At 67.6% G+C, this 21,688-nt stretch carries 18 protein-coding genes; 9 read left to right on the top strand and 9 right to left on the bottom strand.

Features of this window, described 5'->3' with window-relative positions; genetic code table 11:
* Positions 1-184: 184 nt before the first annotated feature.
* The 3 genes from AC07U0_RS04345 to AC07U0_RS04335 all read left to right on the top strand — a co-directional run bounded on the left by AC07U0_RS04345 (position 185) and on the right by AC07U0_RS04335 (position 2,468).
* A complete protein-coding gene (locus tag AC07U0_RS04345) occupies positions 185-859 on the top strand; it encodes a YiaD family glycine zipper/OmpA-like lipoprotein (protein WP_492946568.1) in 675 nt (224 codons plus the stop codon).
* A gap of 135 nt (positions 860-994) precedes the next feature.
* On the top strand, positions 995-1,177 hold the full coding sequence (locus AC07U0_RS04340) for a hypothetical protein (RefSeq protein ID WP_494718790.1): 183 nt from the start codon (positions 995-997) through the stop codon (positions 1,175-1,177).
* A 163-nt stretch (positions 1,178-1,340) separates the two neighbouring features.
* Positions 1,341-2,468 (top strand): DegT/DnrJ/EryC1/StrS family aminotransferase, encoded by a 1,128-nt coding sequence (locus tag AC07U0_RS04335; protein ID WP_494718789.1) that lies wholly within the window; start codon positions 1,341-1,343, stop codon positions 2,466-2,468.
* 135 nt (positions 2,469-2,603) lie between these two features.
* On the opposite strand, the gene AC07U0_RS04330 is transcribed toward AC07U0_RS04335, so the two are convergent.
* Positions 2,604-3,761, bottom strand: a complete 1,158-nt coding sequence (locus tag AC07U0_RS04330) for an OmpA family protein (RefSeq protein WP_494718788.1) — start codon at positions 3,759-3,761, stop codon at positions 2,604-2,606.
* Positions 3,762-3,987: 226 nt separating this feature from the next.
* Here AC07U0_RS04330 and AC07U0_RS04325 point away from each other — a divergent pair, with 226 nt between their 5' ends.
* Complete coding sequence (locus tag AC07U0_RS04325; RefSeq protein WP_494719186.1) at positions 3,988-4,893, top strand: SDR family NAD(P)-dependent oxidoreductase; 906 nt, start codon at positions 3,988-3,990, stop codon at positions 4,891-4,893.
* Positions 4,894-5,028: 135 nt separating this feature from the next.
* Positions 5,029-6,231: an acetyl-CoA C-acyltransferase gene (locus AC07U0_RS04320; protein WP_494718787.1), complete on the top strand. Its 1,203-nt coding sequence runs from the start codon at positions 5,029-5,031 to the stop codon at positions 6,229-6,231.
* 36 nt (positions 6,232-6,267) lie between these two features.
* On the opposite strand, the gene AC07U0_RS04315 is transcribed toward AC07U0_RS04320, so the two are convergent.
* Positions 6,268-6,990 (bottom strand): helix-turn-helix transcriptional regulator, encoded by a 723-nt coding sequence (locus AC07U0_RS04315; protein ID WP_494718786.1) that lies wholly within the window; start codon positions 6,988-6,990, stop codon positions 6,268-6,270.
* Between the two features lie 143 nt (positions 6,991-7,133).
* Here AC07U0_RS04315 and AC07U0_RS04310 point away from each other — a divergent pair, with 143 nt between their 5' ends.
* Positions 7,134-7,751 (top strand): glutathione S-transferase family protein, encoded by a 618-nt coding sequence (locus AC07U0_RS04310; RefSeq protein WP_494718785.1) that lies wholly within the window; start codon positions 7,134-7,136, stop codon positions 7,749-7,751.
* Here the strand turns inward: AC07U0_RS04310 and AC07U0_RS04305 are convergent, their stop codons facing one another.
* The 3 genes from AC07U0_RS04305 to otsB all read right to left on the bottom strand — a co-directional run bounded on the left by AC07U0_RS04305 (position 7,752) and on the right by otsB (position 11,912).
* Complete coding sequence (locus tag AC07U0_RS04305; protein WP_494718784.1) at positions 7,752-9,200, bottom strand: alpha,alpha-trehalose-phosphate synthase (UDP-forming); 1,449 nt, start codon at positions 9,198-9,200, stop codon at positions 7,752-7,754.
* A 127-nt stretch (positions 9,201-9,327) separates the two neighbouring features.
* On the bottom strand, positions 9,328-11,130 hold the full coding sequence (locus AC07U0_RS04300; protein ID WP_494718783.1) for a glycoside hydrolase family 15 protein: 1,803 nt from the start codon (positions 11,128-11,130) through the stop codon (positions 9,328-9,330).
* Positions 11,127-11,912 (bottom strand): trehalose-phosphatase, encoded by a 786-nt coding sequence (gene otsB, locus AC07U0_RS04295; RefSeq protein ID WP_494718782.1) that lies wholly within the window; start codon positions 11,910-11,912, stop codon positions 11,127-11,129. Before otsB ends, AC07U0_RS04300 begins: the two co-directional genes overlap by 4 nt.
* Positions 11,913-12,174: 262 nt before the next feature.
* On the opposite strand from otsB, the gene AC07U0_RS04290 reads away from it, so the two are divergent.
* Positions 12,175-13,170, top strand: coding sequence for a KpsF/GutQ family sugar-phosphate isomerase (locus AC07U0_RS04290; protein ID WP_494718781.1), 996 nt, complete (start codon positions 12,175-12,177; stop codon positions 13,168-13,170).
* Positions 13,171-13,220: 50 nt separating this feature from the next.
* Positions 13,221-14,492 (top strand): glycosyltransferase family 4 protein, encoded by a 1,272-nt coding sequence (locus AC07U0_RS04285; RefSeq protein WP_494718780.1) that lies wholly within the window; start codon positions 13,221-13,223, stop codon positions 14,490-14,492.
* On the opposite strand, the gene AC07U0_RS04280 is transcribed toward AC07U0_RS04285, so the two are convergent.
* Positions 14,489-15,490, bottom strand: a complete 1,002-nt coding sequence (locus AC07U0_RS04280) for an LLM class flavin-dependent oxidoreductase (protein ID WP_494718779.1) — start codon at positions 15,488-15,490, stop codon at positions 14,489-14,491. The two genes, AC07U0_RS04285 and AC07U0_RS04280, sit on opposite strands and share 4 nt — an antisense overlap.
* Positions 15,491-15,627: 137 nt before the next feature.
* On the opposite strand from AC07U0_RS04280, the gene AC07U0_RS04275 reads away from it, so the two are divergent.
* Positions 15,628-16,569: a hypothetical protein gene (locus tag AC07U0_RS04275; RefSeq protein WP_494718778.1), complete on the top strand. Its 942-nt coding sequence runs from the start codon at positions 15,628-15,630 to the stop codon at positions 16,567-16,569.
* 19 nt (positions 16,570-16,588) lie between these two features.
* Here the strand turns inward: AC07U0_RS04275 and AC07U0_RS04270 are convergent, their stop codons facing one another.
* From AC07U0_RS04270 to secA, 3 genes are read right to left on the bottom strand one after another with little or no spacing between them, the layout of a single operon-like run.
* Positions 16,589-17,752 (bottom strand): aminotransferase class V-fold PLP-dependent enzyme, encoded by a 1,164-nt coding sequence (locus AC07U0_RS04270; protein ID WP_494718777.1) that lies wholly within the window; start codon positions 17,750-17,752, stop codon positions 16,589-16,591.
* Positions 17,749-18,576: a class I SAM-dependent methyltransferase gene (locus AC07U0_RS04265; protein ID WP_494718776.1), complete on the bottom strand. Its 828-nt coding sequence runs from the start codon at positions 18,574-18,576 to the stop codon at positions 17,749-17,751. The genes AC07U0_RS04270 and AC07U0_RS04265 overlap by 4 nt, the downstream gene beginning before the upstream one ends.
* Before the next feature lie 4 nt (positions 18,577-18,580).
* On the bottom strand, positions 18,581-21,436 hold the full coding sequence (secA, locus tag AC07U0_RS04260) for a preprotein translocase subunit SecA (RefSeq protein WP_494718775.1): 2,856 nt from the start codon (positions 21,434-21,436) through the stop codon (positions 18,581-18,583).
* Positions 21,437-21,688 lie beyond the last annotated feature (252 nt).

Below are 21,688 nucleotides of genomic sequence, written 5' to 3'. Positions count from 1 at the left end.
GTAGAGCTCACGGGCGGGCCTTCAGATCGGAATACGGAGGGTTCCTTACGCCCTAACGCCGGAAATTGGCAGATCGGCGCCGCTCGGCCCGTTCGTTCATCTGCGTGTCACGTTGGAACCTTCACAGTAAGGCCACGTTTCGGGTCCCAAGAGTTGGGCAAGGACAAGAAGAAGGATTTCCACCATGCGCACCAATTTCATCGTCGCCGGCGTCGGCGTTCTGGCCATGCTGGGCGCTACGGCCTGCACCACCACCGATCCGTACAGCTCGACGCCCCAGCGTAACAACACCGGAACCGGCATCCTCGCCGGCGCCCTGGGTGGCGCGGTGCTCGGCTATCTGACCAACACCTCGAACGGCGAACAGGGCCGCAAGAACGCCCTGATCGGCGCCGGCATCGGCGCCCTGGGCGGCGCGGCGGTCGGCAGCTACATGGACCGCCAGCAGCGCGATCTTGAAGGCCAGCTGTCCGGCTCGGGCGTCGGCGTGGCGCGTCAGGGCGACAACCTGGTCCTGCGCATGCCGTCGGACGTGACCTTCGCGACCAACCAGTCGAACATCAACCCGCGCTTCGACGCCACCCTGGCCGATGTCGCGGCGGTGCTGCAGCGCTATGACCAGTCGCTGGTCGACATCGTGGGTCACACCGATTCCTCGGGCGGGGACGCCATCAACCAGCCGCTCAGCGAGCGCCGCGCCATCTCGGTCGCCGACGCCCTGATCCGCAACGGCGTGCAGCGCGAACGCCTCTATGTCGCCGGCAACAGCTCGCGCACGCCCGTGGCCTCGAACGACACGCCGGAGGGCCGGGCCCAGAACCGTCGCGTCGAAATCCTGATCCGTCCGTTCCGCGGCTGATTTTGCACCTCGGACGATGCGGCAGAGAGGGCGGCGCTTCGGCGTCGCCCTTTTTGATTCCTCACACCGTTCCGTGACTTGAACGATTCAGACGACCATGGTCATTAACCGTGTCGATCGACTCGGGGGAGCGCGATGCCGTCTGATCTGGAAGAAATGGCGCACGGACTGCGGCTGGTCGCCGTCGCCGTCGTTTCCGCCGTGATCACCGCGACGGCCGTGATCGGCGCCGGCCATGTCTGGATCGCCCGCTACGCCTCCGCGACCCCGGCGGCCACCGCCTCCGAAGCGCCCGTTCTGGTCCGAACGGTCGGCTGAACTCCGATCCGCTTGCGGGAATCAGGGTCAGGGGGCCAGATGCCCGCGTGAGTATCCAGCCCGTCCCCTCCGTCAAAGGTTGCGCCCTGATCGGCGCCGGCGCCGCGGTTTTGCCGGGCTTCAATATCGGCGCGGGCGCTCCGGCCCGGGTGGCGGCGAGATCATGAACGAACGCATCCCCCTTTCCGCCCCCGACATGGGCGAGGCCGAGCGCCGGCTGTTGCTTGAGACCTATGACGCGGGCTGGGTGTCCTCGGTCGGACCGGTGGTCGAGCGGTTCGAGCGTGAGTTCGCCGCCTCCGTCGGCCTGGCCCACGCGACCGCAGTGGCCTCGGGTACGGCTGCCCTGCATCTGGCCCTGGCCATGCTGGGGCTAAAGTCCGGGGATGCGGTGATCGCGCCCAGCCTGACCTTCGTCGGCGGGGTCGCCCCTATCCTGCATGCGGGGGCGACGCCGGTCTTCGTCGATGTCGAGGCCGACAGCTGGAATCTGGATCCGCGCCTGCTGGAGGCGGCCTTCCAGCGGGCCGAGGCGGAAGGCCTGACGGTGCGCGCCGTCGTGCCCGCCGACCTCTATGGCCAGTGCTGCGACATCGACGCCATCCGCGCCGTCGCCGACGCCCGGGGCGTGCCGGTCATTCTGGATTCGGCCGAGGCCGTGGGCGCGACCCTGAACGGCAGGCCGGCCGGGCGGGGGGCGCTGGCCGCCGCCTATTCCTTCAACGGCAACAAGATCATCACCACGGGCGGCGGCGGCATGCTGGCCTCCGACGACGCGGCCCTGATCACCCGGGCCCGCTATCTGGCCACGGCGGCGCGGCAGTCCGCCGTCCACTACGAACACACAGAGGTCGGCTTCAACTATCGCCTGTCCAGCCTGTCGGCGGCGGTGGGGGTGGCGCAGCTGGGCTCGCTGGAGGCGCGGGTGGCGCGGCGCCGGGCCATCTTCGATCGCTATGTCGCCGCCCTCGGCGACCTGCCGGGTCTGTCGTTCGCGCCCGAGGCCCCGGGGCGGCGGCACAGCCGCTGGCTGACCGTGATTCAGCTGGATCCGGACGTCGCGAAGGCGCGACCGCTCGTGCTGATGAAGGCGCTGGAGGCCGTGAACATCGAAAGCCGTCCGGCCTGGAAGCCCATGCATCTGCAGCCGGTCTTCGCCGATGCGCCGATGATCGGCGGGGCGGCCGCCGAGCGGATCTATGATCGAGGGCTGTGCCTGCCTTCGGGCAGCAGCCTCACGGATGCGCAGATCGATCGCGTCTGCGACGTGGTCCGCGCCAGCCTCTCCTGAACCGAGCGGCCTGAACGCCCGGCCTGAGCACCGGCCCGAACGTAGAAACGCCGGCCTCGCGTGCGCGGGGCCGGCGTTTCAAAGTCTTCGACATCCGAAGACCGTCGGGGCCTGCCTGAGCAGGCCCCTCGGGGCTTAGAAGTTGATGTCGATGGTGGCGCGGCGGTTCAGCGGCTCGCGGACACCGTCGGCGGTGGCGCGGGCCAGCTGGGTTTCGCCCTTGCCGTCCAGCGAGATCACGCCGCCGGCGACGCCTTGAGCGACCAGGGCGTCAGCCGTGGTGCGAGCGCGGCGGTTCGACAGGCCGATGTTGTAGGCGGCCGAACCCGAGGTGTCGGCGTGGCCGACGACCAGGACGCGGGTCGGAGCGCCCGACTTGGCGTAGTTGGCGGCGGCCGTGATCACCGAACGCGCTTCCGTGGTCAGATCCGAGCGATCCCAGTCGAAGTAAACGACGAACTGGCGAGCGGCGGGCTTGGCCGGCGGAGGCGGCGGCGGCGGGGGAGGCGTCACCACCGGCGGGGGCGGCGGCGGGACGTACGGCGGGGGCGGCGGAGGCGGCGGGGCCGGCTCGGCGCCGAAGGCGTAGCGCAGGCCCAGGGTTACGGTGTGGCTGTTGTCGTAGTCGCCTTCGAACGTGCCCTGGTCGTAGGCCGCGACCGAAGCGACCGAGGCGAACTCGGCGTCACCCGTCAGGTAGCGGTAGGTCAGGTCGATGTTGGCGCGGTCCGAGATGGCCCAAGCCAGACCGGCGATCGCCTGGGCGGCGAACTTGGTCGAGCTGTCGTCAGCGACGAAGCCGACGCCGCGGTTGTTGCGCAGGCGGCCGACGACGTCGGTGTTGACGTGGTTCACACCGGCGCCGATGCCGACGAACGGACGAATGCCCCAGCCCGACCAGCCGAAGTCATAGATGACATTGGCCATGAGGGTGGTGGATTCGATGTCGCCTTCCGGCGAGTAGCAGGGGCCGGTCGCGGGCGAGAGGTTGCAGACGCCGTTGTTGCCCGACGCCGCGCGAACGGTGCCGACGTCGCCGGAGCGATAGCCGCCTTCCAGTTCAACGCGCCAGTTCGGGTTGAACCGGTAGCCCAGGCGGGCGAACGCGGCCCAGCCGTCGTTCACTTCGAAGTTGAAGTTGTTGCCGGTCGATTGGGATTCGGCGTTGATGCCGTCTTCCATGTGGTGATAGCCGGCGTCGATCGCGCCGTACCAGCCATCGGGCTCGGCCGAAGCGGCGCCGGCTGCGAACAGCCCTGCCACCGCAACACCGGCGAGAAGTTTCAGCTTCATGTTTCTAGGACCCTCGTTCTCAATGAAATGCCGATAGCCGTACGGTTCCGTGCGGCGCTCGATGGTCAAAACCAAGCCAACCTCTGATGGTTCCTCGTAATCGTTCGGGAATGTGGCCACTGTGGCGCCGTTTCAACACATAGTGCCGGGCGCGCCCTGACAGGACGCTCTTGGCTTACGCGACGGCGCCGGCGTAGATGAGCAGAAAATTCACGGGAGAATGACTATGGCGATCCGGTTCGACGGCAAGGTGGCGATCGTGACGGGGGCCGGCGGCGGTTTGGGGCGCGAGCACGCCCTGGCTCTGGCGGCGCGGGGCGCAAAGGTCGTGGTCAATGATCTGGGCGCGGCGCGCGACGGATCGGGCGGCTCCTCGGCGGCGGCCGAAGCTGTTGTGGCCGAGATTGTCGCCGCGGGCGGTGAAGCCATGGCCAACGGCGCCTCTGTCACCGATCCGGTCGCGGTCCAGGCCATGGTCGATGCGGCCGTCGCCAAATGGGGCTCGGTCGACATCCTGATCAACAACGCGGGCATCCTGCGCGACAAGTCCTTCGCCAAGATGACCCTCGAAGACTTCCGCTTCGTCGTCGACGTCCACCTGATGGGAGCGGTCAACTGCACCAAGGCGGTCTGGGACGGCATGCGCGAGCGGAACTATGGCCGGATCGTGATGACGACCTCGTCCTCGGGCCTCTACGGCAATTTCGGCCAGGCCAACTACGGCGCGGCCAAGATGGCTCTGGTCGGCTTCATGCAGACCCTGTCGATCGAGGGCGCCAAGAACAACATCAAGGTCAACTGCCTGGCCCCGACCGCCCATACCCGCATGACCGAGGACCTGGGCGCCGCCCTGCCGCTGGAGGCCCTGGGGCCGGAGCTGGTGTCGCCAGGCCTGCTGTATCTGGTCTCCGAAGAGGCTCCGACCCGGGTCATCCTCGGCGCCGGGGCCGGCGGTTTCGAGCGCGCCTATGTGACGATCACCCAGGGCGACTTCGCCGTCGGCCCCGACGCCTTGGAACAGGTCGCCGCGAAGTTTGACGCCATCTCGGACCGCACCGGCGAGATCGTGCCGGAGATGGGCGCCGCCCAGGGCATGATCGAACTGACCAAGGCGCAGAAGCATCATTCCTGATCGTTGCGCCTTGCGTTGACGTGACGGCAGGCCGCTAGAGAATTTCATCGCTCGCCGAACCGGCCGCAGAAGTCGGGGGCGACACCAGAGGAACGGCGCCGTCCGCCCCGAGCGGCGGCGCCTCAGGAGAGCATCATGCGTGAAGCCGTCATCGTCTCGACCGCCCGGACCCCTATCGGGCGCGCCTATCGCGGCGCATTCAACGACACCCAGGGCCAGCAACTCGGCGCCCATGCCGTGAAGCACGCCGTGGCCCGCGCCGGCATCGACCCGGCCGAGGTCGAGGACGTGGTCATGGGCGCGGCCCTGCAGCAGGGCTCGACCGGCACCAATGTCGCGCGTCAGATCGCCCTTGCCGCCGGCCTGCCGTCCAGCGTCCCCGGCATGACCATCGACCGCCAGTGCGCGTCGGGCCTGATGGGCATCGCCACGGCCGCCAAACAGGTGATCGTCGACCAGCAGAAGGTCGCCGTCGGCGGCGGTCTGGAGTCGATTTCGCTGGTCCAGAACCAGCACATGAACCTCTACAAGATGAAGGATGAGGCGCTGCTCAAGCTCTCGCCCCACATCTATATGTCGATGCTGGAGACCGCCGAGGTAGTCGCCCGCCGCTACGGCATCAGCCGCGACCGTCAGGACGAATACGCCCTGCAATCGCAGCAGCGCACCGCAGCCGCCCAGGAAGCGGGCCGGTTCGACGCCGAGATCGTGCCGATGACCTCCACCATGCTGGTCATGGACAAGGCGACCGGCCAGACCTCGTCGAAGGAAGTCACCTTGTCGAAGGACGAGGGCAACCGGGCCGATACGACGCTGGAAGGCCTGAAGTCGCTGAAGCCGGTCTTCGGCGGCGGCGAGGAGATCCAGCAGGGCGAGTTCATCACCGCCGGTAACGCGTCCCAACTGTCGGACGGCGCCTCGGCCTCGGTGATCATGGAGGCCGGCGAGGCCGTCCGTCACGGTCTGCAGCCGCTGGGCGCCTATCGCGGCATGGTCGTCGCCGGCTGCGAGCCTGACGAGATGGGCATCGGCCCGATCTACGCCGTGCCCAAACTGCTCAAGCGCCACGGTCTGACCATGGACGACATCGGCATCTGGGAGTTGAACGAGGCCTTCGCGGTTCAGGTGCTCTATTGCGCCGACACCCTGGGCATCCCGATGGACCGGCTGAACGTCTCGGGCGGGGCCATCTCCATCGGCCACCCCTACGGCATGTCCGGCGCCCGGATGACCGGCCACGTCCTGATCGAAGGCAAGCGTCGCGGCGCCAAATACGGCGTCGTCACCATGTGCATCGGCGGCGGTCAGGGCGCCGCGGGTCTGTTCGAGATCTACTGACCCTCCCCGCCGGGTGCGGAGTCGGAAACCCTCTCCCTATGGGAGAGGGTTTTTGCTTTCGAGGTACAGCCTGTGCTCCTCGTCCATCTTGGCCTGCCAGCGGGTGCGTAGCCGCGCCGGACGTTCGGGATAGCGATCGTCGAGGAAGGTCGCTTCGACCACCCGGTCGGTGCGGAAGGTGCGGAAATCCTGCCGCGTTTCGCACCAGGCGATCAGCAGCCGCACCGTCTCGCGATAGCCGATCAGGAAGGGCCAGACAGTGCGTAAGGAGGCCCGGTCCTGCTCGTCGCGATAATCGAGCGTCAGCTTGCGGCCTGAGCGAATCCAGGTGCGGACCTGGCCCATGTCCAGCCGATCCTCTCGAGCGCCCGCCCAGACGGGGCCGGAGGTCACCGAGGGCTCCAGCACCACCGGCCGCAGCCGCTCCGGCACGCTGGCGGCGATCTTGGCGACCAGATCGCGGGCGGCCCGGGCCAGGGCCGGATCGCCGCGCGACGCCACCCATTGTGCGCCCAGCACCGCCGCCTCGATCTCGTCGGAGGTCAGCATCAGGGGCGGCATGTCAAAGCCGGAATCCAGCACATAGCCGATCCCCGCTTCACCCCGGATCGGCACCCGCTGGCCCATCAGGGCGGCGATGTCGCGATAGACGCTGCGTTTGGAGGTCTCGAGCTCGATCGCGATCGTGTCCGCCGTCACCGGCTGGGACGAGCGGCGCAGCATCTGCACGATCTGGAACAGGCGGTCGGCGCGTCTCATTGTTGGGCCCTATCGCTCAGCCCGCGGGGCTTCGCTGCTTGAGGGCGGTGCATAAGGCTCCGCTGCTGACAGCATGCTGGCAGCAGGGTGGCAGTAGTCAAGTTTCACCGCGCTGACGCAGCGCAGGAGGAGGAGAAACTTCGATGCTGACGCTGTTCCACGCTCCGATGTCCCGGTCCTCGCGCCTTGTCTGGCTGATGGAGGAACTGGGGGCCGATCATGAGGTCCGCTACTGCGACATCCGCCGGATGGACGGTTCGGGAGGTCGCGATCCTGCCAACCCGCACCCGGACGGCAAGGTTCCGGCCCTGATCCACGACGGGGCCCTGATCACCGAATGCGCGGCGGTGGCCCTCTATCTGACCGACCTCTTCCCCGAGGCCGGAATGGGCGCACCCGTCGGTCATCGCGACCGGGGCGAGTTCCTGACCTGGCTGGCCTGGGGCGCAGGCGAGCTGGAGCCGGTGCTCGGCCCGAGGCTCGGGGGCCATGTGCCGACCGATCCCCATTCGGTGCGGCGTTATGAGGATGTGGTCGATCGCCTCCTCGACCGGCTGTGGAGTGCGCCCTATCTGATGGGCGACCGGTTCTCGGCCGCCGACGTCATGATTGGCTCGACCGTGATGTGGGCCCGGGGCCATCTGCCGGAGAGTCCCACGCTGGACGCCTGGATCGCCCGGATCGAGAACCGCCCGGCGCGCCTGCGGGCCATGGCGCGCGACGGCGACATCGCCGCCGCGACCTCGAACCGGGCGGCCTGATCAGGCGGCGTTGGCGGCGTGGCCTTCGTGGTGGAAGGGATCCTCATGAAACGGCGCGTCGCCGTCGCCGCTGATCGGGATCGACGTCAGGCAGCCGACATAGTCGTCGCGCCAGATCGAGACGTCGGTGTCGCGGACCACCTTCATCAGGGCGGTCCATTTGCGGATACGTTCCTCGACCGGCATGGTCAGGGCCTTCTTGATGGCGTCCGACAGCTCCTCGCGGCTGAACGGATTGACCAGCAGGGCCTCGCCCATCTGTTCGGCGGCGCCGGCGAAGCGCGACAGGATCAGGACGCCGGGATCCTCCGGGTTCTGGGCCGCGACATATTCCTTGGCCACCAGGTTCATGCCGTCGCGTAGCGGCGTCACCAGACCGACCCGGGCGGCGCGATAGATGCCGGCCAGCTGGTCCCGGCGATAGCCCCGGTTCAGATAGCGGATCGGCTGCCAGTCCATGTCGGCGTATTCGCCGTTGATCCGCCCCGCCAGCGCGTCGAGGCGCGAGCGGATGTCCTGATAGGTGTCGACGTCGTCGCGTGAGATCGGCGTGACCTGAACCAGGAAGACGTCGCCGCGGATCGCGGGGTTGTCGTGCAGGAATTGCTCATAGCCGAGCATCCGTTCCTCCAGCCCCTTGGAATAGTCGAGCCGGTCGACACCCACGATCATCGACCGGAAGGCCGATGAAGCCGCCATCCGGTCATAGGTACGATTGCCCTGGGGAGAGTTGCGCGCGGCGATGAAGCCTTCGACGTCGATACCGATGGGGAAGACGCCCGCGTGGACGGTTCGGCCGAAGGCTTCCAGCCCGCCGTCGCCAACCAGCTCTCCGCGCGCCTCGGACACGACATAGTCACGGAACAGATCGAGCCATTCCTCGGTCTGGAAACCGATGAGATCATAGGCGAACAGCGATTCCACCAGCCGGCGATGGTGGGGCAGGGTGACCAGCAGCTGGCGCACCGGCCATGGGGTGTGCAGGAAGAAGCCGATCCGGTTGGTGATCCCCAGACGACGCAGGTCCCGCGCGATCGGGATCAGGTGGTAGTCGTGGATCCAGATGATGTCGTCGGGCTGGATCAGGGGCGCCAGCACCTCGGCGAAGCGGCGGTTCACCCGCTCATAGCCCTCGCCATACGTCCGCTCATAGGCCGTCAGATCGACCCGGTGGTGGAACAGGGGCCACAGGGTCTTGTTGGCGTAGCCGTTATAATATTCGTCGACGTCCTGGGCTTCCAGATCGACCAGGGCGACGGTCACGCCCGCCCGGTCTTCCATCTTGGCCTCGCCGGTGAAGTGTTCGACGGTCTCTCCGGACCAGCCGAACCACAGGCCGTCATATTTTCTGAGCGCGGCGGAGAGGGCCATGGCGAGACCCCCGGCCGAGCCCGCTGCCGGGTCGGAGGGAGCCGACACCCGGTTGGACACAACGATTAGACGAGACATGCCGCTGAAACGCTGCCGCCACGCTTTGGATGCAACGCAACATCGTGAAGCCAAGCGGGGCTGTTTGTGACTGCCTGGGGGTTGACGCGATTCCGCTTTGTTCAGTCGCGGGTTAGCGTCCCGATCCCTAGCGAACGTCCGTCCACGACCGGCTGAGCAGGATGGCGCAGTTGATGATCCCGACCAGGGAATAGGTCTGCGGATAGTTGCCCCAGAGCTCGTCGTCGCCGAGCGAAATGTCTTCCGACAGCAGGCCGGCGTGGGTGCGGCGCGACAGCATCTGTTCGAAGATCTCGCGCGCCTCTTCGTCCCGGCCGTTCTGGTGCAGGGCCTCGATGAACCAGAAGGTGCAGAAGTTGAACGCCGTCTCCGGCTCACCGAAGTCGTCGGGAATGACATAGCGGAAGAGGTAGGGGCCCTTCTTCAGGTCTTTCTCGATGGCGTTAAAGGTGGCCACCTGACGTGGGTCCATCGGATCGAGGAAGCCCAGATCGACCAGCTGGAGCAGGCTCGCGTCCAGTTCGTCGCCGCCGAAGCTGGCGCCGAACCGGCCCTCCTCGGGAAGGAAGGTCTCGCGTTCGATCCGTTCACGGATGATCGCCGCGCGCTGGTTCCAGGTGTTGGCCCGGTCCGGCAGATGCAGATGCTGGGCGGCCTTGGCCAGACGGTCACAGGCGGCCCAGCACATCACCGAGGAATAGGTGTGGACCCGGGCGATGGTCCGGAACTCCCACAGCCCCGCATCGACCTGATCGTGCATGGCGAAGGCGCGTTCGCCGACCTTTTCAAGCGCATAGAAGTCGTCGAGCGTGCCGGGCCGCAGCAGCCGGGTGTCGTAGAAGCTCTGGACCAGCGGCAGGACGATCTGTCCGTAGACGTCATGCTGAAGGTGTTCGCGCGCCTGATTGCCGACGCGCACCGGCTCCATGCCGCGATAGCCGGCGACCGAGGTCACGATCCGTTCGTCGATATCCTCTTCCAGCCCGACACCATAGACGGGCTGGACGTGGCCGCCCGCCGACTGGTCGACGAGGTTTCTCAGATAGACGAGGTAGTTCTCGAGGATGTCGACCGCGCCCAGACGATTGAGGGCGCGCACGGTGTAATAGGCGTCGCGGACCCAGCAGTACCGGTAGTCCCAGTTGCGGCCGCTCTCGGGGAATTCGGGCACCGAGGTGGTCATGGCCGCGACGATGGCCCCGGTTTCCTCGAAGGCGCAGAGCTTCAGCGTGATGGCCGAGCGGACAACCGCGTCCTGATAGTCCAGCGGGATATAGAGGGTGCGGACCCAGTTCTTCCAATAGGCGATAGTGCGGTCCAGCGTCGCCGAGACACCGGGCCCGACCTCCTGATCATAGCCTTCGTCCGGCCCGAGGAAGAAGGACAGCGGGTTTTCCAGCCGGAAGGTCCGCTCGTCGAGGATGTGCGACACCGGGCAGTCGGTGGTCAACCGCAGGGTCACGTCGGCGCACAGATAGCGGATGTGGTTGGAGCCGTGGGTGGTCTCGGCTCGGCGCGCGCCCCAGTCGGCCGAGGGCCTCAGTCGCACGGTGATCCGGGGCGAGCCCTCCAGCGGCCGCACGGTCCGGCCGAAGGCGAGGGGGCGATAGGTGCGCGAATGCTTCGGGTGGCGAGGCGCGAAGTCGATGATCTCGACCGAGGCGCCGTCCTCGGCGGTCAGGACGGTGCGCAGGACGGGCGTGTTGCGGATATAGGCCTGCGAGACGTGTTTCAGCCCCTCCAGCTCGATCGACCAGAAACCGTGGTCGGGCGCCTCGCCGTTCATCAGGGCCGAGAAGACCGGGTCGCCGTCGATGCGCGGGGCGCAGGCCCAGACATAGCGGCCGCGCCGGTCGATCAGGGCGCTGATCGAACAGTTGCCGATGGGGGCGAGGTCGACGGACGGCTTGAGCGGCGGCAAGTCGGTCATGCCTCGACCTCCTGATCGGCGGCGGCCAGATCGGCGACGGTCTCCAGCCAGTCCATCACCTCGGGCACCCCGTCCAGCCGGTAGCGGGCTGCGGTCTCACGCATCGGCCCGACCAGAACCCCGAAGCCGCCCAAAGCCTTAGCGGCGCGGAAGGCGTGTTCGTCGGTCAGATCGTCGCCGAACATGACCGGCACGCCCCCCTTGAAGGGCGCCTCGGCCATCAGGGCGGTCAGGGCCGTGCCCTTGTCCGTGCCCGGCGTCTTGAGCTCGAAGATCATATGGCCCGGCTGCAGAACGAGGCCGGTCTCGGCCGCCAGGTCGCGGGCCAGCCGTTCGGCGGCGGCGGCGGCGTCCGGGGCCTGACGGAAATGCAGACCCGTGGCCACGCCCTTGTCCTCGACGATCGCGCCGGGATGAGCCTCGGCGAAGGTGTGGAAGGCGGCGACGGCGGTGCGGATCGCCGGGGCCGCCGCGCGGGTCCGGACCTCGCCCTGCCGCGTGCGAATCTCAAGCCCGTGGACGCCGGAGGCGGCGGGGGAGGCGGCCTCGGTGATGCGATCGATTTCCGACAGAGTGCGGCCGCTGACGATCGCCAGCCGCCCTTCGAGCAGTGGTCCGAGGCGGCGCAGGACTGCGGTGCGGCGCGGATCGGGCATCACCTGATCGGGCGTCGGGGCAAAGCCTGCGAGGACCCCGTCCATGTCCAGGAACAGCGCCAGTCCGCGCACCTCGGTCGGCGGGAACGAAAGGGTTTGAGGCGCGGTTCCGGCGTTGGACGTCATGGACTCTCGATCTGTCTGGCAGCCCCCGTGGCCGATAACGCGCCACGACGGCAAAGGTTGGCCGCCACCGTCCGATTTGTCGAAAAAGCCCCGCTCACGAGCGGGCGGGGTGTGGGGGCAGGCAGAGGGATTCCCTGTTCGAAGAAGGGGGTACGCCTTTCCGTAGCATTGTGCCGGAGACCATATTGGGGCAATTCGCGGTCAACATCGCGAGGCGCGACCGGCCGTGCAGACGGCGCCGCGTTCCGCGCAAGGATATAGTATGACCGCCGACCACGCGCCTTCGACCCCCGAACAGATCGCCTCCATGACGGACCGCGCGCGGGAGGTGATCCAGCTCAATATCGAGGCCCTGCAGGCGCTGGAGCGGACCATCGACGCTTCGGTCGCGCGCGCCTGCGACGTCATCCTGTCGCGGCCCGGCTATGTGGTCGTGACCGGCATGGGCAAGTCCGGACATATCGGCGGCAAGATCGCCGCCACCCTCGCCTCGACCGGCACCAACGCCTTCTTCGTCCACCCCGCCGAGATGAGCCACGGCGATCTGGGCATGCTGCGCGAGGACTGCACCCTTCTGGCCATTTCCGCCTCGGGCGAAAGCCGTGAACTGCGCGATCCGCTGATCTTCTGCCAGCGCAACAACATTCCGGTCATCGGCATGACCCAACGCAGCTCCAGCTTCCTGGCGCGGATGTCGGCGGTGCCTCTGGTGATGCCCAATGTCGCCGAGGCCTGCCCCAACGGCCTGGCCCCGACCACCTCGACGCTGATGACCCTGGCGCTGGGCGATGCCCTGGCCATGGTGCTGATGGACCGCCGCCAGTTCACCGCCACCGATTTCGGCCTGCACCATCCGGGCGGCTCTCTGGGCATGAGCCTGCAGAGCGTGCGCGAATGGATGGGCGACAACCACGCCCCGCCCGCCAGCGTGCCTCTGGACGCCGCCTTCGCCGAGGTCGTCTCGGCTATCACGGCCGGCCGCAAGGGCGCGGTCGCCGTGCTCAATCCGGAAGGGACCCTGGCCGGGATCATCACCGACGGCGACGTGCGCCGCGCCTTCTCCCAGGACATTTCCGCCATCACGGCGGCGGACATCATGAACCGCAATCCCAAGGTGGTCGGACCCGATCAGCGGATGAGCGACGTCGTCGACCTGTTGTCGGCCAACAAGATCGCCACCCTGTTCGTCGTCGAGAATGATCGCCCTGTGGCGATCGTCCATATCGCCGAACTGATGCAGGCGGGTTATGTTTCGTAAGACAGACGGGTCTTTTGGGGGCTGCGCCTTGCGGGCGCGGTGATCACGTCATGACGGAAGACATCCTGTTCGACGCCAGCCGGCTGGTCAGCCGGACGGAACGCAGCGCTCCGACGGGCGTGGACCGCGTCTGTCTGGCCTATGCCGAATGGCTTCTGGACCGGCCGGACGTGCGCATGATCCCGGTGCGCAGCAAGCACGACCGGCTGGTCGCCGTGGACCCGATCTGGTTCGGCGACAGCGTCAGGCAACTGAGGTCGCGCTGGAGCGGAACCGCGTCCCAGCCGATGGGCGAGGGCGAGACGCGCCTTCTGGCTGCGCTGCACGACGACGGATCTGTCGCCCAGTCGGTGCTTAGCCCCGCTCCGAAGCCCGACGATGTCGATCGCAACGCGGGCCGCCGGGTGCGCGTCTGGAAGCAGTTCTTCCGCTCTCGCAGCATGTCCGAGCTGCCACCCAGCCGGCACTATTTCAACGTCGGCCACACCAGCCTGAATACGCCCGACATTCTGGCGTCCCTGAAGGCGCACGGGGTGGATACGGTGGTGCTGCTGCACGATCTGATCCCGATCACCCATCCGGAATTCTGCCGCCCCGGCGACGGTGACAAGCACCGGGTCCGGGTCCTGACCGCGCTCAAACATGCGTCGCGGATTCTGGTGAACTCCCGCTACACCGCCCTGGAGCTCCGCCGGTTTGCGGAGCAGGAGGGGCTGCAGGCGCCGCCCATCGACGCCATCCATCTGGGTCTCGAGACCGGTCTGGTCGCCCGGCCGACGGCCCCGACGCTGCGGCCCTATTTCGTTCACGTCGGCACGATCGAGGCGCGCAAGAACCTGGCCTTCCTGCTGACCATCTGGCGGCGGCTGGAGGAGCGGATGGGCGACAAGGCGCCGCGTCTGGTGCTGGTCGGCCGCTACGGCTGGGAGAACGAGGCGGTGCTGGACCACCTCGAGCGCTCGCCCAATCTGCGCGGTCTGGTGCATCAGGCGTCGAACCTGCCCGACACCACCCTGGCGACCCTGATGTCCAACGCCCAGGCGGTGGTGGCGCCGTCCTCGGTCGAAGGGTTCGATCTGCCTGCGGTAGAGGCCTGCGCGCTCGGCGTGCCGCTGATCGCCTCGGACATCCCGGCGCACCGTGAACTGGTGCCCCAGGCCGAGCTGATCGATCCGCTGGACGGACTGGGCTGGCTGGCGGCGCTGGAGCGGGCCACCCTGAAGAAGCCCGAGGCCCCGGCCTATCGCGCCCCGACCTGGGACGACCATTTCGAACAGGTCGCCCGGACCTTGGGCCTGAAGCCCGCGGGCGCCCGGGCCTAGGCGGCCTTCGCCAGCTCCATCCCGACGCCGGCCAGGATTTCCAGCGAGCGGACCCGGTCGGCGTGAGACCAGATCTGGCTGGTGACCATCAGCTCGTCGGCGCCGGTGCGGGCGATGAAGGCCTCAAGCCCCTGCCGCACCGTTTCGGGCGAACCGACAGCGGAACAGGACAGGGCCTGGGCGATCATGCCGCGCGCGCCCGCGTCCAGCCCGGCCTCATAGTTCTCGACTGGCGGCGGCAGTTTGCCCGGACGCCCCGAGCGCAGATTGACGAAGGCCTGCTGCATCGAGCTGAACAGCAATTTCGCTTCATCATCCGTAGGAGCGGCGAAGACGTTAAAACCGGCCATGACGTAGGGCGCGGACAGATATTCCGACGGCCGGAAGGTCTCGCGATAGATGCGGATGGCGTTCATCAGGTCGCCGGGCGCGAAATGGCTGGCGAAGGCGTAGGGCAGGCCCAGATGGGCCGCCAGCTGGGCGCCGTAGGTCGAGGAGCCGAGAATCCAGACCGGCACGGCCTGACCCTCGCCGGGGTTGGCGCGGATGGCCTGGTGCTCTTCCGCCGGCTTGAACCAGTGCAGCAGCTCCATCACGTCCTGGGGGAAGGCGTCGATGTCGCCCTGGAGCGTGCGGCGCAGCGCCCGGGCCGTGGCCTGATCCGATCCCGGCGCGCGGCCGAGGCCCAGGTCGATGCGGCCGGGGTAGAGGGCGTTCAGGGTGCCGAACTGCTCGGCGATCACCAGTGGCGCATGGTTGGGCAGCATCACCCCGCCCGCGCCGACGCGGATCGTCCTCGTCGCCGCCGCCACCGCCCCGATCACCACCGAGGTGGCCGCCGAGGCGATGCCCGCCATATTGTGATGCTCGGCCAGCCAATAGCGGTGATAGCCCAGCCGTTCGGCCGTCTTCGCCAGATCGATGCTGTTGGCCAGCGCCTGTGAGACGTCGGAGCCTTGGGGCACCGGGGCGAGGTCGAGGATCGAGAGCTTGGTCATGGCGGGGATATGGGGAGGCGGACCGACCCCGCAACAGCGACTGTTGCATGAGTTCGCCCCCTCGGTGTTCGAATGCGACGCAAATCGGTGTTAAGCGTTACCCTGAGCCGAATGCTCAAGCTGGAGCCTCCCGCCGCATGCGTCGCTTTCTGATCTGGTCTGGCCTGGCGGTTGTGATTGGCCTCGTTCTGGCCATCGGCGGCTACCTCGCCTACGACCATTTCTACGCCCGCTTCCAGCCGGTCACGATCACGCGGAACCAGGGCGAGATCCAGCGTCTGCTGGATGAGAGTTCCTGGGTGTCTCCGGGTGGCGGTGGCGACCAGCCCCTCTACATCATCGGCTATCGCGACAGCGGCCCGACCCGCGCCTATGAGCAGCAGGAGGCCGAAAAGCTGAGGGCCGGGGGCGTCGACGTGCGCGTGATCCTCTTCGCCCGTCCGGACAGGGAGGGGGCGCCGCAGTCGACCCCGGCCGAGCGCGCCACCCTCGCCGAACTGTGGCTGACGCGGGACTGGGACCTCTATCAACGGTGGACGGCGACACCGGCGAAGGACTGGACGGCGGCGGGCATCCCTCTGGCCGACGGCAATCTGGCGCGCAGCGCCGTGGTCGAGGCCGGCCGGCAGTTCATGTCGCGGCTCGACGCCCTGATGCGCGACGCTGGAGTCAAGCCGACCTTCCCGCTGGTGATCTGGCGCGACCGCGAGGGCTTCCTCAAGGCGTGCGCCTGCGCCGACAGCCGGTCCTGGGCTTTTATCCGCGACGATCTGGATGCTCCGGAAGCCGTGGAGGCCGCGCCGGTTGCGGCGCCTGAGGTTCCGATGGTCCCCGCACCGACGGTCCAGCCCCAGGTCGAGGGCCTGCCCTATCCGAACTTGCCGCCGATCCCGCCGGTCAATGGACAGTCTGCGCCGAGTCCGGCCCCGATCCCTGCGCCAGCCGCACCGGTTCAGACACCATCATCGGCCCCGGCCCGTCCCGCGCCGTCCAGCGGAGCCACGACCCGTCCCGCGCCGCGGACGACGCCGCGCGCCGCACCCCGGCCGGCGCCGCAGGAAGACACCCAGTTCTATTGAGTCGAGGCCGCGAAGGCGGTCAGAACAGTCGCTTGCAGATCGCGATCAGCCGTTCGACGTCATCGGCGTCCTGATAGAGGCCGAAGCCGAAGCGGATGGTGTCGTCGCGCACGTCGGTCACCACATTGGCCGCCAGCAGCGCCGCGCGCCACGTCTGGGCGTCGGCATGCTTCAGCGCGATGAACCGGGCGTGGGGGGCGTCTCCAACGACCGGGTTGAGCACCTCCGCCTCGCCCAGTGCGCCGCATTCGCCTGACGCCAGCGCCTCGGCGAACCGGGTCTGCAGCGCCAAGGCGTGGGCCGAGACGTCGGCGGTGGTCAGGCCGGCCTCCTCCAGCATCCGTCGCACCCCGTTGAACCGATACAGCGGCGTGCCGTCGAAGGTGGCGCCCCAGAACCGGCCTGCGTCGGCGCGGTACTGGACGTCCTCGGGCCGGCCCATCAGGTCGCCGAACTCGGCAAACCAGCCGGTGATCACCGGTCGGGGGCAATAGCCGTCCGGCGCATGCAGGAAGCCCGCGCCTTCGCCGCTCATGGCGTATTTATAGCCGCCGGCGACGTAGAAGATCCGGTCCGCCACGGCCGACAGATCGGTCGGGGTGGCCATGAAGCCGTGGTAGCCGTCGATCACCACCCATGGTCCGGCCGGATCGGCCAGGGCCGCCAGATCGGGGATGCGGTTGAAGGCGAGGCCGGTCTTGAAGAAGACCTGGCTAACCAGGATCAGGTCATGCCCGCCCGCCCGCGCGGCTTCCACGAACCGGTCGTCGAAGGTCTCATAGGGCAGGAGGGGGATGCGGGTGACGACGGCCTCCCCGGCCTCCTCCCAGCGCTCGGCCTGACGGCGGAAGGAGTGGAACTCGCCGTCGCTGGTCAGGATGCGGACGGGCTTCTTCTCGAAGCCCGACAGGATGCGGATCAGGAAGTCGTGGGTGTTGGGGGCGAAGACCACCGTGTCCGGCGACGGCAGGTTCAGCTCGGCCGCAATATGCTTCTGGGCCTCGGGCACGACCTCGCCGAAGACCAGGTCCCATTTGCGGTCCGCGAACCGATTGGCCTCTTCCCAGGCCCGCACCTGTCCCTCGAAGGAGGCATCGGGCCAGAGGTGGTGGCTGTGGGCCGCGAAATGCAGCCGCTCCGGATCGAGGGAGAGGGCGCGCGAGAAGAGGGACTTGAAGCTCATGCGGTTGCGCTCACCAGCCAACAGGCGGCCGTCATCGGCACGACGCCGTCGCGGGCTTCCTGCTCCACCCGCCGGGTCATGGCGTCATGGAGCTGTTTTTGAAGGGGCTCATCGAGCCCGGGCATCGCGGCCCCGACCGGCCCGAGCCTCAGACACATCTCGACCAGTTCGGCGACCGAAAGCGGGGTCGGAACGTCGAGAGGGACGATCTCGATATGGCTCCAGCCCGCACCCTGCAGGATGCTCCGAACCTTCTCCGGATCGGCGAAGGCGAACCGTCCAGGACCGCTTGTCGGCGGCGTTTGCAGGTTCGGGATCAGGAGGCGGGCGACCGCATCGGGCAGGCCGGCCAGCGGGTTGTCCTCCGGACCCCGCCAGCAGGCGAAGCTCAGGCGACCGCCGGCCTTCAGCGCGCCACGCAGGTTGGCGAAGGCGGCCCCGGGATCGGGGAAGAACATGACCCCGAACCGCGAGATCAGGGCGTCGAACGGCGCATCGAAGACGGCGGTCTGGGCGTCGGCCAGCCGGAAGTCCGCGCTGGTCAGGCCCTCCGTTTCCGCCCGCGTGCGCGCCAGCGTCAGCAGGGGTTCGGACACATCGACGCCGAGGCACAGTCCGCCTGTCAGGCGGCGGGCCATCTGCAGGGTGGTCGCGCCGGGGCCGCAGCCGATGTCCAGAACCCGCGCGTCCGGCGCCACGGGAACCTGCGCCAGAATGGCGTCGCTGATCGGCTGATACAGCCGATCCAGCAACGGTTGCAGCGTCACCCAGGCGTTCGACCCCGTGGACTTCCAGTAGCCCGTATCGAACGGCAGGGCGGCCATCAGGTCAGATCAGGCTGCCGTGGCAGTGCTTGAACTTGCGGCCCGAGCCGCAGGGGCAGTCGGCATTGCGCGAGGTGCGTTCCCAACCGACGGGCAGGAGCTCGACCGGCAGGCGCGAACGGTCGTCGCCGGTGAACTGCTGTTCCGGGTTCTGGGCGTAGGGATTGCCCATCTCGTTCTCGCCGGTGCCGGGGTTCAGGTGGATTTCCCGGAACTCGGGCATTTCCATCTGCGGCGGGGCCTCGAAGCGGAACTCCACCGTCATCAGCCAGCGGGTGACGTTGTGGCGCAGCTCGTGCAGCAGGTTCTCGAACAGGGAGAAGGCTTCGGTCTTGTACTCGTTCAGCGGATCGCGCTGGCCGTAGCCGCGCAGGCCGATGACGCCGCGCAGGTGATCCAGATGAACCAGGTGCTCACGCCACGACATGTCGATCTGCTGCATCAGGAACTGCTTCTCGATGCCGCGGGTCTGGCCTTCGCCGACCAGCTCCAGACGTTCGGCGGCGCGGGCGGCGGCGGCGGCCTGCAGCCGCTCCTCGACCTCCTCGTTCGACACGCCTTCCTCGGCGGCCCAGTCGTGCAGCGGCAGTTCCAGACCGAGGGTCGAGCGGACCTTCTCGTCCAGACCGTCGATGTCCCACTGTTCGGCATAGGCCTTGGGCGGCATGTAGCGGTCGACCAGATCGGTGACGACGTCGGCGCGGAACTCGCCGACCAGTTCCGACAGGTCATCGGAGTCCATGAACTCCTGACGCTGTTCGAACACCGCCTTGCGCTGGTCGTTCACGACGTCGTCGTACTTCAGCAGGTTCTTGCGGATGTCGTAGTTGCGGGTCTCGACGCGCTTCTGGGCGGTTTCGACGGCGCGGTTCAGCCAGGGGTGGGAGATGGCCTCGCCCTCGGCGACGCCGAAGGACCGCATGATCGAGTCCAGACGGTCGCCGGCGAAGATGCGCAGCAGGTCGTCCTCGCAGCAGAGGAAGAATTTCGAGGTGCCGGGGTCGCCCTGACGGCCGGTGCGGCCGCGCAGCTGGTTGTCGATCCGGCGGCTTTCGTGGCGTTCGGTACCCAGGACGAACAGGCCGCCGGCTTCCAGCGCCGCGGCCTTGTGCACGGCGATGTCGGCCTTGAGGCGGACTTCCTCGGCCTTCTCGTCCTCGGGGGTGACCATGACGCCCATGTTGCGCTGGTCGAGACGCCATTTCTCGAGACGCATCTCGAGGTTGCCGCCCAGCTGGATGTCGGTGCCGCGGCCGGCCATGTTGGTGGCGATGGTCACCGCGCCCGGCAGGCCGGCGTCAGCGACGATGAAGGCTTCCTGCTCGTGCTGGCGCGCGTTCAGAACCGAGTGGGGGATGCCCTTGAACTCGGTCTTCCAGACGATGTCCCAAGCCGCGTCGCCGAGCTTTTCGGCTTCCTTGGTCTTGCCCTCGAACTCGGGCTTCAGCGAACGCGAGACCTCGGTCTTGTATTCATAGGTGTTGAGCAGTTCGGACAGCTGTTCCGACTTCTCGATCGACACCGTGCCGACCAGGATCGGCTGGCCGCGGACGTGGCATTCGGCGATCTGGCGCGCGATGGCCGCGTTCTTCTCGCGCTCGGTGCGATAGACCTCGTCGTCATAGTCGATGCGCTGGACCGGGCGGTGGGTCGGAACCTCGAGGACGTCCATCTTGTAGATGTCGCCGAACTCCTGGGCCTCGGTGGCGGCCGTGCCGGTCATGCCGGACAGCTTTTCGTAGAGGCGGAAATAGTTCTGGATCGTGACCGAGGCCAGGGTCTGGTTCTCGGGCATGATCTGCACGCCCTCCTTGGCCTCGATGGCCTGGTGCAGGCCTTCGGACAGGCGGCGGCCGGTCATCATCCGGCCCGTGAACTCGTCGATCAGGACGATCTCGCCGGCCTTGATGATGTAGTCCTTGTCGCGCGTGTACAGCGTATTGGCGCGCAGGGCCTGGTTGATGTGGTGCACCAGGCTGACGTTGGCGGCGTCATAGAGGCCGGTCGTGTCTTCGGCGAAATGGCCGCCTTCCTCGAGGATCTGCTCGATCCGCTCGGAGCCTTCCTCGGTCAGCAGGGCCTGCTTCTGCTTCTCGTCGAGGTCGTAGGTGTCCTTGTCCTTGATCAGCTCCTTCACCACGCCGTCGAGGATCTTGTAGAGATCCGAACGGTCCTCGGTCGGGCCGGAGATGATCAGGGGCGTGCGGGCTTCGTCGATCAGGATCGAGTCGACCTCGTCGACGATGGCGAAATGGTGCGGACGCTGGACCATCTCGGCCCGGTCATAGACCAGGTTGTCGCGCAGATAGTCGAAGCCGAACTCGTTGTTGGTGCCGTAGGTGATGTCGGCTGCATAGGCCGCCTGACGCTGACCCGAGGACAGGCCGTTGACGATCACGCCCACTTCCATGCCCAGGAAGCGATAGACCCGGCCCATCCATTCCGCATCGCGGCGGGCCAGATAGTCGTTGACGGTGATGACGTGGACGCCCTTGCCGCTGAGGGCGTTCAGATAGGCGGGGGCGATGGCGACCAGGGTCTTGCCCTCGCCGGTGCGCATCTCGGCGATGCCGCCTTCGTTGAGGATCATGCCGCCGGCCAGCTGCACGTCGTACTGACGCTGGCCCAGGACCCGCTTGGAGGCTTCCCGCGCGACGGCGAAGGCGTCGTTGAGGATCTTGTCCGAGGATTCCCCGCCCGCCAGACGATCCCGGAAGGTCTGGGTCATCATGCGCAGCTCGTCGTCACTCAGCGCCGCGTACCTGGGTTCCAGGGCGTTGATCTTCTCAACGCGAACCAGGAAGTCCTTGACCTTGCGGTCGTTGGAAGAGCCGAAAATTTTCTTGGCGAAGCCGAGCATAAGCGATCCGAAGGCGTCGAGCGTCTGAAGGCTCTGAACAGGGTCCGGAAGGGTTCCGGACAGGCGGCGACAACGCCGCGAGAGGGGCCAGACCCGACGGCGGCCCGGTGCGCCTGAACAAGGCGCGCGCGAGGGCCGCGCGAACGATCGAAAACCCCTCGACTTGGGCGCAGCCGGGACTTAAGCACCGGCCTTACCCCTGTCAACGCGAGGGGCATTCCAGCCTGGGACGGAGTAGCCCCCTTTGTCCGT

This window comes from Brevundimonas sp. GW821-FHT02A10 (assembly GCF_059422025.1).
Note: the sequence above shows the minus strand (reverse complement) of the source record. Positions and strands in the feature narration are given on the sequence as shown.

Excerpts from the sequence above, each read along its gene's own strand:
- AC07U0_RS04310 (WP_494718785.1), top strand. The coding sequence starts at position 7,134 with ATGCTGACGCTGTTCCACGCTCCGATGTCCCGGTCCTCGCGCCTTGTC.
- AC07U0_RS04305 (WP_494718784.1), bottom strand. The coding sequence starts at position 9,200 with ATGTCTCGTCTAATCGTTGTGTCCAACCGGGTGTCGGCTCCCTCCGAC.
- AC07U0_RS04265 (WP_494718776.1), bottom strand. The coding sequence starts at position 18,576 with ATGGCCGCCCTGCCGTTCGATACGGGCTACTGGAAGTCCACGGGGTCG.
- AC07U0_RS04275 (WP_494718778.1), top strand. The coding sequence starts at position 15,628 with ATGCGTCGCTTTCTGATCTGGTCTGGCCTGGCGGTTGTGATTGGCCTC.
- AC07U0_RS04315 (WP_494718786.1), bottom strand. The coding sequence starts at position 6,990 with ATGAGACGCGCCGACCGCCTGTTCCAGATCGTGCAGATGCTGCGCCGC.
- AC07U0_RS04335 (WP_494718789.1), top strand. The coding sequence starts at position 1,341 with ATGAACGAACGCATCCCCCTTTCCGCCCCCGACATGGGCGAGGCCGAG.
- secA (WP_494718775.1), bottom strand. The coding sequence starts at position 21,436 with ATGCTCGGCTTCGCCAAGAAAATTTTCGGCTCTTCCAACGACCGCAAG.
- AC07U0_RS04330 (WP_494718788.1), bottom strand. The coding sequence starts at position 3,761 with ATGAAGCTGAAACTTCTCGCCGGTGTTGCGGTGGCAGGGCTGTTCGCA.
- AC07U0_RS04320 (WP_494718787.1), top strand. The coding sequence starts at position 5,029 with ATGCGTGAAGCCGTCATCGTCTCGACCGCCCGGACCCCTATCGGGCGC.
- AC07U0_RS04300 (WP_494718783.1), bottom strand. The coding sequence starts at position 11,130 with ATGACCGACTTGCCGCCGCTCAAGCCGTCCGTCGACCTCGCCCCCATC.
- otsB (WP_494718782.1), bottom strand. The coding sequence starts at position 11,912 with ATGACGTCCAACGCCGGAACCGCGCCTCAAACCCTTTCGTTCCCGCCG.
- AC07U0_RS04345 (WP_492946568.1), top strand. The coding sequence starts at position 185 with ATGCGCACCAATTTCATCGTCGCCGGCGTCGGCGTTCTGGCCATGCTG.
- AC07U0_RS04270 (WP_494718777.1), bottom strand. The coding sequence starts at position 17,752 with ATGAGCTTCAAGTCCCTCTTCTCGCGCGCCCTCTCCCTCGATCCGGAG.
- AC07U0_RS04325 (WP_494719186.1), top strand. The coding sequence starts at position 3,988 with ATGGCGATCCGGTTCGACGGCAAGGTGGCGATCGTGACGGGGGCCGGC.
- AC07U0_RS04285 (WP_494718780.1), top strand. The coding sequence starts at position 13,221 with ATGACGGAAGACATCCTGTTCGACGCCAGCCGGCTGGTCAGCCGGACG.
- AC07U0_RS04280 (WP_494718779.1), bottom strand. The coding sequence starts at position 15,490 with ATGACCAAGCTCTCGATCCTCGACCTCGCCCCGGTGCCCCAAGGCTCC.
- AC07U0_RS04340 (WP_494718790.1), top strand. The coding sequence starts at position 995 with ATGCCGTCTGATCTGGAAGAAATGGCGCACGGACTGCGGCTGGTCGCC.
- AC07U0_RS04290 (WP_494718781.1), top strand. The coding sequence starts at position 12,175 with ATGACCGCCGACCACGCGCCTTCGACCCCCGAACAGATCGCCTCCATG.